Genomic DNA, 14531 nt, shown 5'->3' with positions numbered 1-14531 from the left:
TCAGCGCTCGTCGCAGGCAAAGGCGGTCAGGCTGTAGCTGGGAATGCCGGCGTCCTGCAGGCGCTGTGAGCCTTCCAGCTCGGGCAGGTCGACGATGGCGGCAACCTCGTAGACGGACGCACCCATGCGGCGGATCAGGCTGGCGGCGGCAATGAAAGTGGCACCGCTGGCAATGATGTCGTCAATCAGCAGAACCTTGTCACCTTCACACAGGACATCTTTGTGCACTTCCAGCAGGGACTGCTCGTAACCGGTGTCATAGGGCTCGCTCAGCACGTCATCGGGCAGTTTGCCCTGCTTGCGAAACAGCACCAGCGGTTTGTTCAGGGCATAGGCCACCATGGAGCCGAGCAAGAAACCGCGAGCCTCGATGGCACCGATATGGGTGAAGTCGCTTTCCACATAGCGTTGCACCAGGCCGTCAACCACCATGCGGGTTGCTTTCGGTGACTGGAAGACCGGAGTGATGTCACGAAAGATGTTGCCCTGGCGGGGAAAATCGGGAATTGCCCGGATCAGGGACTTGATCGCAAAATCGTCAAAAATCATGGTGCGCTCCTTCAGGTGTACTGTGACGGATATGGATCAGGGCTCCATGCTGCCACCGGCCAGGGCGCACAGATCCATCAGGTTGAGCAGATGGATTTCCTTGCCTTCGGCCTTGAGCAGCTCGTTTTGCTGGAACCGGGTAAAGACGCGGGAGACGGTTTCGACCGCCAGCCCCAGGTAGTTGCCGATTTCATTGCGTGACATGGCCAGACGGAACTGATAGGGCGAATAGCCACGGGCACGGAAGCGGGCAGACAGGTTGACCAGGAAGGTGGCAATGCGCTCTTCGGCGTTTTTCTTCGACAGCAACAGCAGCATTTGCTGCTCGTCGCGGATTTCCCGGCTCATGATGCGCATCAGCTGACGGCGCAGCTGGGGCATGCTGACACTGAGCTGGTCAAGACAGTCAAAGGGAATTTCGCAAATCGAGGTGGTTTCCAGGGCGATGGCGGAAACGGGGTACATTTCAGTGTCCATGGCCGAGAGGCCGACAAACTCGCTGGGCAGGTGGAAGCCGGTGATCTGTTCCTCGCCGCAATCGGTGATGTTGAATGTTTTCAGGCTGCCGGAACGTACTGCATAAACCGAGCTGAACGTATCGCCCTGGCGGAACAGGTATTCGCCCTTTTTCAGTGGGCGGCTACGCTTGACGATGGCATCAAGTGCATTCAGGTCGTTCATTTCGAGTGACAATGGCAGGCATAGTGCTGCCAGGCTGCAATCTTTGCAGTGGGCCTGGTGTGTGCTGCGAACGCTGATAACTTCAGCCATATTTCTGGGTCTCTCGGCCGGTAATATATAAACGGATGCATATAGATTACCCCAGCCTATACAAAGCTGCCAGCCATGACTGGTTGAAAAGGCGGATCTTATTTCGGCCTGGAAGGGCTTTCGCTCCGGTAGCCGCGAGCCGGGGGCAGTTGATTGCCGGCCAGCGTCCGGATGTAGGGTTCCAGTGGGCTGTCGTTGCAAAAATACAGGCGCTCAAGCTGGCTGCTGGCGCCGGCACCCAGGCCCAGAACCGGGTGGGCGGAGCTGCTGATGCAATTGTCGGCCAGGCTGTCACAGTACTCGGTAAGCTCGTCGTCGGGCAGGACAAAGCAGCTGTGGGTTGCCTGGACGTAGCCGGCCTGCTTGAGGTAGGCGACCAGTGCCGCATCCGGCGGACTGTCGTACAGGGATTCGTCGGCGTGTTCAAGCACGATGCGGTCAGGTTGCAGGCGGGCCATTGCCTGCAGGCGCGGGCAGAGCCGGCCGGAGCCGTCGGGGCTATATCTGGCGCGCATGGTAATGGTGTTGAACTGCAGGGCGCGGGCTGCATCGTAAAGGCTTTCGGCCGCCTGGAAGCAGGGTTCGTTGCAGTTCAGGGTGATGCGGTTGAAGCCGGCGTCACGCAGCTTGCCCAGTGCGGCCCAGCTTGAGTGGCCAGGGGTGATGCCGATCGAGAACCAGGCGAAATTGTTTGATGGCAGTTGCAGGTGCTGGCGCAGTGCTGCAAACAGTTGCTGCAGTTGCTGCTGACTGAACAGGGCAACATCGCCATAAACGTGCAGCTGGTGCAACTGCGGGTTGTCCGGCAGGTGTTTGCAGGCCAGGCTGGTCTCGGCGAGCAGGGCATCGAGATAATGCCCGGCAGACAGCGGAGGCTGCAGCAGTTCCGTCGGCGGGATATGCAGCAGGATGATCAGGCCGGCATCGGCCAGCTGCAGGTTCTGCAGTGCCCGGTAGCGTTCGAATGCGCTGATTTCGACCATGCTGGCCTGTGCACAGGGGGCGCATGGCCGGGGAATGGCGCAAAAATTCTGCTCGCTGTATCTGCCTGTCCGCTGCGCAGCTTGGTTCATGCTTGATCCTTGACTGTCATCACCTCTGGTCCGGTACGGAGTATAAACAGTGGCAGATCACGGGTGCTTGACCTGTATCAAGCTGGTTACCGGGGGCGAGCCGCTCAGTGGCCGCCCATGAGCAGGTGCTGGTGGGGGCCGGGCAGGGTCCAGATGCCATACAGGATGATCAGGATGCCGGCGGTAGCGCGCACGCTGCGTTTGCGCAGGAAGTGTCCCAGCTTTTCTGCGGCAAGTCCCGAGGCGATGAGCACCGGCCAGGTACCCAGACCAAAGCAGAGCATCAACAGGGCGCCGAGTGCGGCGCTGCCCTGGCTGGCCGACCAGATCAGGGTGCTGTACACCAGTCCGCACGGCAGCCAGCCCCACAGGGTGCCCAGCAGCAGGGCGTGGCGGCGGCGACGCAGGGGCATGAAACGCCGGGCAAATGCCTGGATGGGTCGCCAGAAGTGCTGCCCCAGCTGTTCCAGGCGGGTCAGGCCGAACCACCAGCCAGCCAGGTAGAGGCCCATGCTGATCAACAGCAGGCCGGCCAGGATGCGCAGAATATTGGCTGCCGGGCTCTGATCGATGGCCCAGCCGGCCAGACCGAAGAGAAAGCCGGCCAGGGCATAGCTGAGAATGCGGCCCAGATTGTACAGTACCAGATACTGGAGCTTGCGCTGTTGCTGATCGGCGGGAATGGCCATGCCCAGCGCCCCCATCAGGCCGCCACACATGCCGAAGCAGTGACCGCCGCCGAGCAGGCCCAGGGTGAAGGCGGACAGCAGCAGAGGCAGGAGTTCAGTCATCGGCCGGCCTGCTTTCGTTGTCGCGGTTGCCCTTGTCGGCAAAGGGCTCGGTGTCGTCAAACAGGATGCTGTGGGCCGGACTGTCCAGATCGTCGAACTGGCCGCTGTTGACGGCCCAGAAGAACAGCCAGATGGCGAGGCCGACTATGACCATGGCCACCGGGATCATGATATAGAGTGCAGCCATGCGAGATGTCTCCTGTGTAGGTGTGAGCGGCTTGCCGGTTGACTGCAAACAACGAACCGTATGCAAACGTTTCTTGTTGCTGCGCAACAGAGTCAGGCCTGTGGACGGGGCAGACGGGTCAGGCGCATGGCGTTCAGGACCACCAGCAGAGAGCTGATGGACATGCCGATGGCGGCCCAGCCCGGAGTGACCCAGCCAATGGCGGCAAAAGGAATGACCAAACCATTATACAGCGTTGCCCAGGCCAGGTTCTCGATAATGATGCGGCGGGTTTTGCGGGCCACGTCCAGGGCATCGACCAGGCTGCCCAGCCGGTTGGAAAGCAGGATGGCATCGGCACTGGTTTTGGCCAGGTCGGTGGCGCTGCCCATGGCAATGCTGATGTCGGCAGCGGCCAGTACCGGCACATCATTGACACCGTCACCCAGCATCAGTACGCGATGCCCCTTGTCGTGCAGTTCTTGCAGGACGGCCAGCTTGTCGGCAGGGGTCAGTCCGCCGCGGGCATCGTTGATGCCGAGTGTGGCAGCCACTTCCTGCACCATCGGCGAGCTGTCACCGGACAGCAGCAGAGTGCTCCAGCCCCTTTTCCGGCAGGCTGCCAACAGATCCGGCGCGTCACTGCGCAGCTGATCATCGAGTGCAAACCATGCCAGCGGTCCTTGCTCATTCCCCAGTAGCAGCCACTGCCCCTGTGCCGTCGGCGGTTGTGGAACAGAACCGTGGCTCAGCGCGGCGACAAAATCGGGGCGGCCGATCCGCAGTTGCTGGCCGTCAACCATGCCCTCCAGTCCCATGCCGGCGGTATTGGTTACCTGGCTGGCGACCAGCGGGCTATGGCCGAAGGCACGGGCGATGGGATGTTCGGAACGGTTTTCCAGTGCGCTGGCGATGGCCAGCGCGCGGTCTGCATCCTGCCCGGGGAAAGGCCGGATATCTTTCAGGGTCAGGCGGCCCTCGGTGAGGGTGCCGGTCTTGTCGAAAATGACGGTATCAATATGCTTGAAGCTTTCCAGCACGTGCCCGCTGGTCAGCAACAGGCCCAGTTTGTGCAGGCTGCCGGTGGCGGCGGTGAGGGCGGTCGGGGTGGCCAGTGACAGGGCGCAGGGGCAGGTGGCAACCAGCAGTGACAGCACCACCCAGAAGGCGCGGCTGCTGTCGATGCTCAGCCAGGCCAGGCCTACCGCGGTGGCAATCAGCAAAACGCTGATCAGGAACCACTGGGCGACGCGGTCTGCAATCACTGCCAGGCGTGGTTTCAGTGACTGGGCCCGGTCCAGCAGGCGGACGATCGCCGATAGGCGGGTGTCGTCACCCAGGGCATCGACCTGAAGAGTCAGAGGGCCTTCGACATTGAGCGTGCCGGCTGTGACATGATCGCCGGGGCTGCGTGGCAGGGGCAGATACTCACCGGTCAACAGGGACTCATCGACGCTGGAGCGCCCTTCCAGGATCCTGCCGTCGGCAGGAATCAGGTGCCCCGGGGGGACCAGCACGTGGTCAGCCAGCTGCAGTTCGCGCAGCAGGATGCGCTCGCTGTTGCCTTTGGCATCCAGTCGCAAACAGGAAGCCGGCAACAGGTTGACCAGCTGGGCAGTGGCTGCTGCGGTGCGCTCGCGGGCGCGGCGCTCCAGATAACGGCCGGACAAGAGGAAAAAAGCGAACATGCCGGAGGCGTCGAAATACAGCTCGCCCTGGCCGGTAAAGGTTGACCAGATGCCGGCGACATAGGCACCGGCGATGGCCAGCGAGACGGATACATCCATGGTCAGGTGCCGGGTGCGGATGTCGCGAATGGCACCCTGGAAAAACTCGGTACTGCAGTAAAAAATGATCGGCGTGGTCAGGATCAGGCTGACCCAGCGCAGCAGGCCGTCCATGCCGGGCGACAGGTCGATATTGAATTCCGGCCAGGTAGCCATGGAGGCCATCATCACCTGCATCCACAGCAAGCCGGCGACACCCAGTTTGCGCAGGGCCCGGCGATTGGCGTGGGCCAGTTGTTCTGTCACCTTGTCCGCTTGCCAGGGGTGAGCGGCATAGCCGATCTTGCGCAGGCTCTGCATCAGTTCCGACAGTGGCAGGCGGCTGGCGTCCCAGCGTACGTGCAGGCGATGGTTCGACAGGTTGAGATCGGCACTGCTGACACCGGGCAGTCTGGCCAGGTGCCTTTCAATCAGCCAGCCACAGGCGGCGCAGGTGATACCCTCGATCAGTAGCCGGGTATCGCTGAGCTCGCCATCGGACTGGACGAAAGGGTCCTGCACGTCGGGGCGGTCATAGAGTTTCAGCTCGTCGGGAATCAGCCCGGGCAGGGCATCGGGGTTGGTTGAGGACTCGCTGCGATGCTGGTAGTAGCTCTCCAGACCGTTATCAACAATGGCTTCGGCAACTGCCTGGCAACCCGGGCAACAGAAGTTGCGCTGGCTGCCGAGCACGGCGGTGTGAAAGCGGCTGCCGGGTGGAACCGGCAGGCTGCAGTGATAACAGGGTTGCGGAGAAGACATCGGGATGCGGCCGTCAGGGCATGCCTCAGAGGGCTTCGCCCAGCTCGACAGGCTGGCCGGGGCTCAGTTCTTCCTCTTCAAACAGGCGCCAGTCATGACCCTCTTCAGCGCCCAGCAGTTCGACAAAGCGGCGGCCGCTGATCTCTTCGGTCAGCAGTCCGCGATACTGGCCGGCAAGCTGGCCGGGTTGCAGTACGATGCGGCGGTCACGCTCGGGCTGGGTGGGGGAGATCAGGTTGAGTACCAGCTGTTGCGGCTGGCTCATGCCCTGCAGCTCCAGCAACACCTCGCCGCGCTCGCTGTCCAGCACCAGCAGTGCCTGCATGTTGAGCTTGACTGCCAGGCGCTCGCGCTCCAGCGAGGTGTTGATGCCTTTGCCGGCATCGTAGTAGTTGTCTACCACCATGCTCGGCTGGTTATTGATGGCGATGGTCAACAGCGACAGACCGAGCACTACCGAGGAGCCCAGGATGCCCAGCACGAACCAGGCCCAGGGTTCCTTGTACCAGCGGCTGCTTGTTTGCGCGGTCTGTTGCATGACGGGTATTCCTCTTGTTTAACGGATGACGGGGCCGGTGAAGGTGGATTTGGACGAGCGGGAAATGCTCTGGTCGTCCACCGACTGGATGGTGAATTCGATCTTGTTGGTGCTGGAACCGATGTTTTCCGGATCAACCGAAACTGAAACCGGTGCGGAGAAGATCTCCCCGGCCTGTACCTCGAAGTTCTGCTTGCCTTCCAGTGTGATGCCGGACAGGCCGCTGGCTTCCAGCACATAGGTGTGGGCGTGCTGGTCCTTGTTGATGATGCGCAGCAGGTAGACGTTCTCGATGCGGCCGGACATGTTCTCGCGGTAAGGGATGCGGTCCTTGATCACGTTCAGCTCGACCAGTGTGCGATTGAAAACGGTATAGGAGAACAGGCTGATCATGATCAGCAGGGCCGCCGCATAACCAACCAGGCGTGGACGCAGCAGTTTGGTTTTTTCACCGGACAGGTTGTGCTCGGTGGTGTAACGGATCAGGCCCTTTTCGTAGCCCATCTTGTCCATGACCTCGTCACAGACGTCGATACAGGCGGCGCAGCTGACACAGGCAATCTGCAGGCCGTCACGGATGTCGATGCCGGTCGGGCACACTTGCACGCACAGGGTGCAGTCGATGCAGTCGCCCAGGCCTTCGGCCTTGTAATCGGCGGTTTTTTTGCGGGCACCACGGTTTTCACCGCGCTTGGCATCGTAGGAAACGATCAGGGTGTCCTTGTCGAACATCACGCTCTGGAAGCGGGAGTAGGGGCACATGTGGATGCAGACCTGTTCGCGCAGGAAGCCGGCAGCCAGATAGGTCATGACGGTGAAGAAGCCGACCCAGAAATAGGCCCAGCCATTGGCCTGGCCGGTCAGCAGGTCCATCGGCAGTTCGCGGATCGGGGTGAAGTAGCCGACAAAAGTCAGCCCGGTGACCAGACCGATTAGCAGCCACAGGCTGTGTTTGGCAAAGCGGCGCAGGAATTTTTCCAGCGACATCGGGGCCTTGTCCAGTTTGATGCGCTTGTTGCGGTCACCTTCGGTGACTTTTTCCACCCACATGAAGATCCAGGTCCAGGTGGTTTGTGGGCAGGCATAGCCGCACCAGACGCGGCCGGCATATACGGTGACGAAAAACAGGGCAAAGGCGGAAATGATCAGCAGCCAGGACAGCAGCATGAAATCCTGGGGCCAGAAGGTGGCGCCAAATACATAGAATTTGCGCTCTGGCAGGTTCCACCAGACGGCCTGGTGGCCATCCCAGTTGAGCCAGGCGGTACCCAGAAAGAGTAAAAAGAGGAAAGCACCCACATACATGCGTACCGTCCGGAACAGCCCGGTGAAGGCGCGGGTGTGAATCTTTTCGCGTTTTGCGTACAAGTCACCGCCTTGTGTGGGCGGTGTAACGTTCTTGACGGGTATTTGATTGCTCATGTTTGTGCCTTGTATGGATTACTAGCATGCTCTGTCGGTAGTATACCGGCCGGAACAGGTTTGTTCACCCTTGAAATGATACGCCCATACAAGAAAAACAAGGCTGCGGCAAAGTGCCGCCGCAGCCATTTTCAGGTGACATCAGTCTCTGGACAGTCCATAGACGTAGGCTGCGAGCAGGTGGACCTTGTCGTTGCCGAGGAACTCCTGCTGTGGCGGCATGACGCCGGTGCGGCCGTAGCGTACGGTCTGCTGGATCTGTGTCAGGCTCTGGCCATAGATCCAGCCGCCGGGTGATGTCAGGTCGGGCGAGCCCAATACTGCCATGCCGGTGCCGTCAGGACCATGGCAGGCGACGCAGGTCTGTGCGAAAACCTGCTTTCCATGCTCCAGATCAAAGGAGTCGGCATCGGTCAGCGGCAGTCCGGCGAGCTCGCCGCGGACATAGGCGGAGACGTTCTTGACGCCGTCTTCACCGATGACTTCACCCCATGCCGGCATGACGCCGGTGCGGCCATGGAGGATGGTGGTCATGATGGTGTCTGCATCGCCGCCCCAGCGCCAGTCCTTGTCGGTCAGGTTGGGGAAGCCGGGCGAGCCCTTGGCGTCGGAGCCGTGACAGATGGCGCAGTGGTTGGCGAACAGGCGCGAGCCCATTTTTTGTGCGTCTTCGTCAGCGGCGACGTCCTGGATGGACATGCTGGCGTATTTGGCGAAGATGGGGCCGTATTTTTCGTCGGCGCGTGCGACTTCGCGCTCCCATTGCTTGGCCGAGGTCCAGCCGCCGTCATAGCCGGGGAGGATGCCCTTCCAGTTGCCCATGCCGGGGTAGAGGACGAGGTAGCCGACGGAAAAGACGACGGTGCCGATGTAGAGCATGAACCACCAGCGTGGCAGGGGGTTGTCGTACTCTTCGATGCCGTCATAGACGTGGCCCACGGTTTGGTCCGTGGTATCACTGTGCTGGCCCTTGCGGGTGGCCAGTACCAGCCAGACCAGGGCCACCAGGGTGAACGTGGTCAGGATGACGACGTACCAGCTCCAAAATGAAGTCATGACTTTACTCCTTGGGTTCTTTTGCGGAGTTAGTGGTATCGGATGCATCATCGGCAAAGGGCAGGTTGGCAGCTTCGTCAAAGCTGCTCTTGCGCTTGCCGTTGTAGGCCCAGAAAACCAGCCCGATGAAAGCAACAAACACCACCAGTGTGCCCAGGCCGCGCAGCATTCCAATTTCCATAACTGTTACCGTTTGTTTTTGATTGATGTACCCAGAACCTGCAGGTAAGCCACTACAGCTTCCATTTCGGTCTTGCCATTGACGGCGCTCCTGGCGCTGGCGATATCTTCGTCAGTGTAGGGAACGCCCAGAAAGCGCAGGGCTTTCATTTTTGCCGCAGTATCCTTGCCGTCCAGATGGTTCTCCACCAGCCAGGGGTAGGAAGGCATCTTCGACTCAGGCACCACGTTACGCGGGTTGTACAGGTGGGCGCGGTGCCAGTCGTCGGAGTAACGGCCGCCGACACGGGCCAGGTCCGGACCGGTGCGCTTGGAGCCCCACAGGAAGGGGTGATCGTAGACGCTTTCACCGGCAACCGAGTAGTGGCCGTAGCGCTCGGTTTCGGCACGGAACGGACGGATCATCTGGGTGTGGCAGCCAACGCAGCCCTCACGGATGTAGATGTCACGGCCTTCCAGCTGCAGCGCGGTGTAGGGCTTGAGACCGTCCACCGGTTCGTTGACCACGTCCTGGAAGAACAGCGGGACGATCTGGGTCAGGCCGCCAAGGCTGACGGCGATGACCATGAAGAAGGCCAGCAGGCCGACGTTCTTTTCGAGTTTCTCATGACCTTGCATTAGTGTGCTCCTTCTGCGATGCGGGCGGCGACGGTGGCGCGGCTATAGTCGGCAACGCGGACGGTGCGCCATACGTTCCAGGCCATCAGGAACATGCCGGTGAGGAAGAAGGCGCCGCCAATCAGGCGTACGATGTAACCGTAGTGTGCGGCGGACAGGGCCTCGGCAAAGGAGTAGGTCAGGGTGCCGTCGCTGTTGACTGCGCGCCACATCAGGCCCTGCATGATGCCGTTGACCCACAGGGAGGCGATATACAGCACGGTGCCGATGGTGGCCAGCCAGAAGTGGGCATTGATCAGGCCGACGCTGACCATCTGCTCGCGGCCGAACAGGCGCGGGATCAGGTGGTACATGGAGCCGATGGTGACCATGGCAACCCAGCCCAGTGCGCCGGCGTGGACGTGACCAACGGTCCAGTCGGTGTAGTGCGACAGGGCGTTGACGGTCTTGATCGCCATCACCGGGCCTTCGAAGGAGGACATGCCGTAGAACGCGAGGGAAACCACCAGGAAGCGCAGGATCGGGTCGTTACGCAGTTTGTGCCAGGCGCCGGACAGGGTCATTATGCCGTTGATCATGCCGCCCCAGCTGGGTGCCAGCAGGATGATCGACATGACCATGCCGAGGGACTGGGCCCAGTCAGGCAGGGCGGTGTAGTGCAGATGGTGCGGGCCCGCCCAGATGTACAGGGTGATCAGCGCCCAGAAGTGCACGATGGACAGGCGGTAGGAATAGATCGGGCGTTCGGCCTGCTTAGGCACGAAGTAGTACATCATGCCGAGGAAGCCGGTGGTCAGGAAGAAGCCGACCGCGTTATGGCCGTACCACCACTGGATCAGCGCGTCGGTGGCGCCGGCGTAAGCGGAATAGGACTTCCAGAAAGTGACCGGAATCGAGATGTGGTTGACGATGTGCAGCATCGCGGTGACCACGATGAAGGCACCGAAGAACCAGTTGCCCACATAAATATGGGAGGTCTTGCGCTTCATGATGGTGCCGAAGAACACGATGCCGTACACGATCCAGACCACGGCCAGCAGGATGGCAATCGGCCATTCCAGCTCGGCGTATTCCTTGGTGGTGGTATAGCCCAGCGGCAGGGTGATGGCGGCCAGCACGATCACTGCCTGCCAGCCCCAGAAGGTGAAGGCGGCCAGGCTGTCGGAAAGCAGCCGGGTTTGCGAGGTACGTTGCACCACGTAATAAGAGGTGGCAAACAGGGCCGAACCACCAAAGGCGAAAATCACCGCGTTGGTATGCAGCGGACGCAGGCGTCCGAAGCTGGTCCAGGGAAGATCGAAGTTCAGGTCTGGCCAGACCAGCTGGGCGGCGATCAGTACGCCCACGCTCATGCCTACAATGCCCCAGATTACCGTTGCGATGGCAAACTGGCGGACGACCTTGTAGTTATAAGCATTCTCTTGGGTTGCAGTGCTCATGCTAAGGCTTCCACTAAAGTCTAAGTTTTGAATTGTGTTCCGCGAGCGCCTTGCGCCAGGGATCCTCCTTGCAGGGGAATTGGCCGGCAATCGGCAAGCAGCTTGTTTATGCTACAGAAATTGATGCAAATCAAGAGCGTGCGACCATTCGCTGTATTTCTCTGTGGCGATATGGCCCGGCAGTGCAGGCGGAACTGCGTATCTTAGCGCATCAGCAGCCCTTATGAACAGGGCGGGAAGCGGGAGAGGGAAATGAAATGCCTGACGTGACAATGGCAGCCGGGGGCTGCCATTGTGCGGGGCGGTAACGGTCAGTCTCTGGACAGTCCGTAGACGTAGGCTGCGAGCAGGTGGACCTTGTCGTTGCCGAGGAACTCCTGCTGTGGTGGCATGACGCCGGTGCGGCCGTAGCGTACGGTCTGCTGGATCTGTGTCAGGCTCTGGCCATAGATCCAGCCGCCGGGTGATGTCAGGTCGGGCGAGCCCAATACTGCCATGCCGGTGCCGTCAGGACCATGGCAGGCGACGCAGGTCTGTGCGAAAACCTGCTTTCCATGCTCCAGATCAAAGGAGTCGGCATCGGTCAGCGGCAGTCCGGCGAGCTCGCCGCGGACATAGGCGGAGACGTTCTTGACGCCGTCTTCACCGATGACTTCACCCCATGCCGGCATGACGCCGGTGCGGCCATGGAGGATGGTGGTCATGATGGTGTCTGCATCGCCGCCCCAGCGCCAGTCCTTGTCGGTCAGGTTGGGGAAGCCGGGCGAGCCCTTGGCGTCGGAGCCGTGACAGATGGCGCAGTGGTTGGCGAACAGGCGCGAGCCCATTTTTTGTGCGTCTTCGTCAGCGGCGACGTCCTCGATGGACATGCTGGCGTATTTGGCGAAGATGGGGCCGTATTTTTCGTCGGCGCGTGCGACTTCGCGCTCCCATTGCTTGGCCGAGGTCCAGCCGCCGTCATAGCCGGGGAGGATGCCCTTCCAGTTGCCCATGCCGGGGTAGAGGACGAGGTAGCCGACGGAAAAGACGACGGTGCCGATGTAGAGCATGAACCACCAGCGTGGCAGGGGGTTGTCGTACTCTTCGATGCCGTCATAGACGTGGCCCACGGTTTGGTCCGTGGTATCACTGTGCTGGCCCTTGCGGGTGGCCAGTATCAGCCAGACCAGGGCCACCAGGGTGAACGTGGTCAGGATGACGACGTACCAACTCCAGAAAGATGTCATTGGTGTGTACTCCTTGATGAGTGTGCTGGACGCCTGCCGTTGGGTGGCAGGCGTTATCCGTTTTTATCGTTTGTTCTTGATGGCAGTACCGAGCACCTGCAGGTAAGCCACTACCGCATCCATTTCGGACTTGCCCTTGACGGCGGCAACTGCGCCCTGCATGTCCTCATCGGTATAGGGTACACCCAGGGTTTTCAGTGCTTTCATCTTGGCAACGGTATGTTTGCCGTCCAGATGGTTCTCCACCAGCCAGGGGTAGGAAGGCATCTTCGACTCGGGCACCACGTTACGCGGGTTGTACAGGTGGGCGCGGTGCCAGTCGTCGGAGTAACGGCCGCCGACACGGGCCAGGTCCGGACCGGTGCGCTTGGAGCCCCACAGGAAGGGGTGGTCGTAGACGCTTTCACCGGCGACCGAGTAGTGGCCATAGCGCTCGGTTTCAGCGCGGAACGGGCGTACCATCTGCGAGTGACAGCCGACACAGCCTTCACGGATGTAGATGTCGCGGCCTTCCAGCTGCAGCGCGGTGTAGGGCTTGAGACCGTCCACCGGCTCGTTGACCACGTCCTGGAAGAAGAGCGGAACGATCTGGGTCAGGCCGCCCACGCTTACTGCCAGGATCATGAAGAACGCCAGCAGGGCAACGTTTTTTTCTAGTATCTCATGCGACTTCATCAGTGAGCTCCTTCGACCGTAAAGCGGTTGGCAGCAGCAGCCTTGGCAGGGTCGGCGCTACGGACGGTTTTCCATACGTTCCAGGCCATCAGCAGCATGCCGCTGAAGAAGATGGCACCGCCGATCAGGCGCACCACGAAGCCGGGGTGGCTGAGATTGATGGCTTCTTGGAAGGTGTAGGTCAGGGTGCCGTCATCGTTGACCGCACGCCACATCAGGCCCTGGGCGATGCCGTTGACCCACAGGGAGGCGATATACAGCACGGTGCCGATGGTGGACATCCAGAAGTGGGTGTTGATCAGGTTGACGCTGTACATCTGTTCACGGCCGAACAGGCGCGGAATCAGGTGATACAGGGCACCGATCGAGACCATGGCAACCCAGCCCAGCGCGCCGGCGTGAACGTGACCAACGGTCCAGTCGGTGTAGTGCGACAGGGCGTTGACGGTCTTGATCGACATCATCGGGCCTTCGAAGGTGGACATGCCGTAGAACGCCAGCGAGACCACCAGGAAGCGCAGGATCGGATCGCTGCGCAGTTTGTGCCAGGCACCGGACAGGGTCATCATGCCGTTGATCATGCCGCCCCAGCTGGGAGCCAGCAGAATCAGGGACATCACCATGCCGAGGGACTGGGCCCAGTCAGGCAGTGCGGTGTAGTGCAGGTGGTGCGGGCCGGCCCAGATGTACAGGGTGATCAGCGCCCAGAAGTGCACGATGGACAGGCGGTAGGAATAGATCGGGCGTTCGGCCTGCTTGGGCACGAAGTAGTACATCATGCCGAGGAAGCCGGCAGTCAGGAAGAAACCGACCGCGTTGTGGCCGTACCACCACTGGACCATGGCGTCAGTGGCGCCGGCATAGGCCGAGTAGGACTTGACCAGGCCACCGGACAGTACCGGGATTGCCATGCTGTTGACGACGTGCAGCATGGCCACGACCAGGATGAAGCCGCCGTAGAACCAGTTACCGACGTAGATGTGCTTGACCTTGCGCTGGGCCAGGGTGCCAAAAAAGACGATGGCATAGCTGACCCAGACGATGGTGATCAGCAGGTCGATCGGCCATTCCAGCTCCGCGTATTCCTTGGAGGTGGTATAGCCCAGCGGCAGGCTGATCGCTGCCAGCAGAATGACCAGTTGCCAGCCCCAGAAGGTGAAGGCGGCCAGTTTGGGCGCGAACAGGGTGGTCTGGCAGGTGCGCTGGACCGAATAGTAACAGGTGGCAAACAGCGCACAGCCGCCAAAGGCGAAAATCACCGCATTGGTATGCAGCGGACGCAGGCGGCCATAAGTCAGCCAGGGGATGTCGAGGTTGAGTTGGGGCCAGACCAGCTGGGCGGCAATCAGGACGCCGACCAGCATCCCGACAATCCCCCAGACCACCGTCATGATGGCAAACTGGCGAACCACCTTGTAGTTATAGGCGGAACTTGTGGTTGTGTTCATGGTTATTTTCCATCCATTTGTTGGGCAGATGTGCTAACTCGCGCCACGGCG

15 protein-coding genes are annotated in these 14531 nt (G+C 60.8%); all 15 read right to left on the bottom strand.

Annotation, left to right across the window (positions count from 1 at the left end; all coding sequences use genetic code 11):
• Complete coding sequence (locus AR306_RS10670) at positions 1-549, bottom strand: adenine phosphoribosyltransferase (protein WP_101497552.1); 549 nt, start codon at positions 547-549, stop codon at positions 1-3.
• 36 nt (positions 550-585) lie between these two features.
• A complete protein-coding gene (gene fnr / locus AR306_RS10665) occupies positions 586-1320 on the bottom strand; it encodes a fumarate/nitrate reduction transcriptional regulator Fnr (protein WP_101497551.1) in 735 nt (244 codons plus the stop codon).
• A 98-nt stretch (positions 1321-1418) separates the two neighbouring features.
• Complete coding sequence (locus AR306_RS10660; RefSeq protein ID WP_101497550.1) at positions 1419-2393, bottom strand: oxygen-independent coproporphyrinogen III oxidase; 975 nt, start codon at positions 2391-2393, stop codon at positions 1419-1421.
• Positions 2394-2497: 104 nt separating this feature from the next.
• Positions 2498-3184 (bottom strand): sulfite exporter TauE/SafE family protein, encoded by a 687-nt coding sequence (locus AR306_RS10655; protein WP_101497549.1) that lies wholly within the window; start codon positions 3182-3184, stop codon positions 2498-2500.
• Positions 3177-3371, bottom strand: coding sequence for a cbb3-type cytochrome oxidase assembly protein CcoS (gene ccoS, locus AR306_RS10650; RefSeq protein WP_101497548.1), 195 nt, complete (start codon positions 3369-3371; stop codon positions 3177-3179). The genes AR306_RS10655 and ccoS overlap by 8 nt, the downstream gene beginning before the upstream one ends.
• A 92-nt stretch (positions 3372-3463) precedes the next feature.
• Entirely contained in the window at positions 3464-5878 is a 2415-nt protein-coding gene (locus AR306_RS10645; protein WP_101497547.1) for a heavy metal translocating P-type ATPase, read from the bottom strand.
• 25 nt (positions 5879-5903) lie between these two features.
• On the bottom strand, positions 5904-6416 hold the full coding sequence (locus AR306_RS10640) for a FixH family protein (RefSeq protein ID WP_101497546.1): 513 nt from the start codon (positions 6414-6416) through the stop codon (positions 5904-5906).
• Between the two features lie 18 nt (positions 6417-6434).
• The gene (ccoG, locus tag AR306_RS10635; RefSeq protein ID WP_101497545.1) at positions 6435-7838 is read right to left on the bottom strand and encodes a cytochrome c oxidase accessory protein CcoG; all 1404 of its coding nucleotides are present in this window, start codon (positions 7836-7838) and stop codon (positions 6435-6437) included.
• Positions 7839-7979: 141 nt separating this feature from the next.
• Positions 7980-8894: a cytochrome-c oxidase, cbb3-type subunit III gene (gene ccoP / locus AR306_RS10630; RefSeq protein WP_101497544.1), complete on the bottom strand. Its 915-nt coding sequence runs from the start codon at positions 8892-8894 to the stop codon at positions 7980-7982.
• Between the two features lie 4 nt (positions 8895-8898).
• A complete protein-coding gene (locus tag AR306_RS10625; protein ID WP_101497543.1) occupies positions 8899-9075 on the bottom strand; it encodes a cbb3-type cytochrome oxidase subunit 3 in 177 nt (58 codons plus the stop codon).
• Positions 9076-9080: 5 nt separating this feature from the next.
• Positions 9081-9692 (bottom strand): cytochrome-c oxidase, cbb3-type subunit II, encoded by a 612-nt coding sequence (gene ccoO, locus AR306_RS10620; protein ID WP_101497542.1) that lies wholly within the window; start codon positions 9690-9692, stop codon positions 9081-9083.
• Positions 9692-11131 (bottom strand): cytochrome-c oxidase, cbb3-type subunit I, encoded by a 1440-nt coding sequence (gene ccoN / locus AR306_RS10615; RefSeq protein ID WP_101497541.1) that lies wholly within the window; start codon positions 11129-11131, stop codon positions 9692-9694. The genes ccoO (AR306_RS10620) and ccoN (AR306_RS10615) overlap by 1 nt, the downstream gene beginning before the upstream one ends.
• Positions 11132-11442: 311 nt before the next feature.
• A complete protein-coding gene (gene ccoP, locus AR306_RS10610) occupies positions 11443-12357 on the bottom strand; it encodes a cytochrome-c oxidase, cbb3-type subunit III (RefSeq protein ID WP_101497540.1) in 915 nt (304 codons plus the stop codon).
• A gap of 63 nt (positions 12358-12420) precedes the next feature.
• Entirely contained in the window at positions 12421-13032 is a 612-nt protein-coding gene (ccoO, locus tag AR306_RS10605) for a cytochrome-c oxidase, cbb3-type subunit II (RefSeq protein WP_101497539.1), read from the bottom strand.
• A complete protein-coding gene (gene ccoN / locus AR306_RS10600) occupies positions 13032-14480 on the bottom strand; it encodes a cytochrome-c oxidase, cbb3-type subunit I (RefSeq protein WP_101497538.1) in 1449 nt (482 codons plus the stop codon). The genes ccoO (AR306_RS10605) and ccoN (AR306_RS10600) overlap by 1 nt, the downstream gene beginning before the upstream one ends.
• Positions 14481-14531 lie beyond the last annotated feature (51 nt).

It is taken from the genome of Thiopseudomonas denitrificans, assembly GCF_002866065.1.
In the GTDB taxonomy this organism is placed as follows: domain Bacteria; phylum Pseudomonadota; class Gammaproteobacteria; order Pseudomonadales; family Pseudomonadaceae; genus Thiopseudomonas; species Thiopseudomonas denitrificans.
Note: the sequence above shows the minus strand (reverse complement) of the source record. Positions and strands in the feature narration are given on the sequence as shown.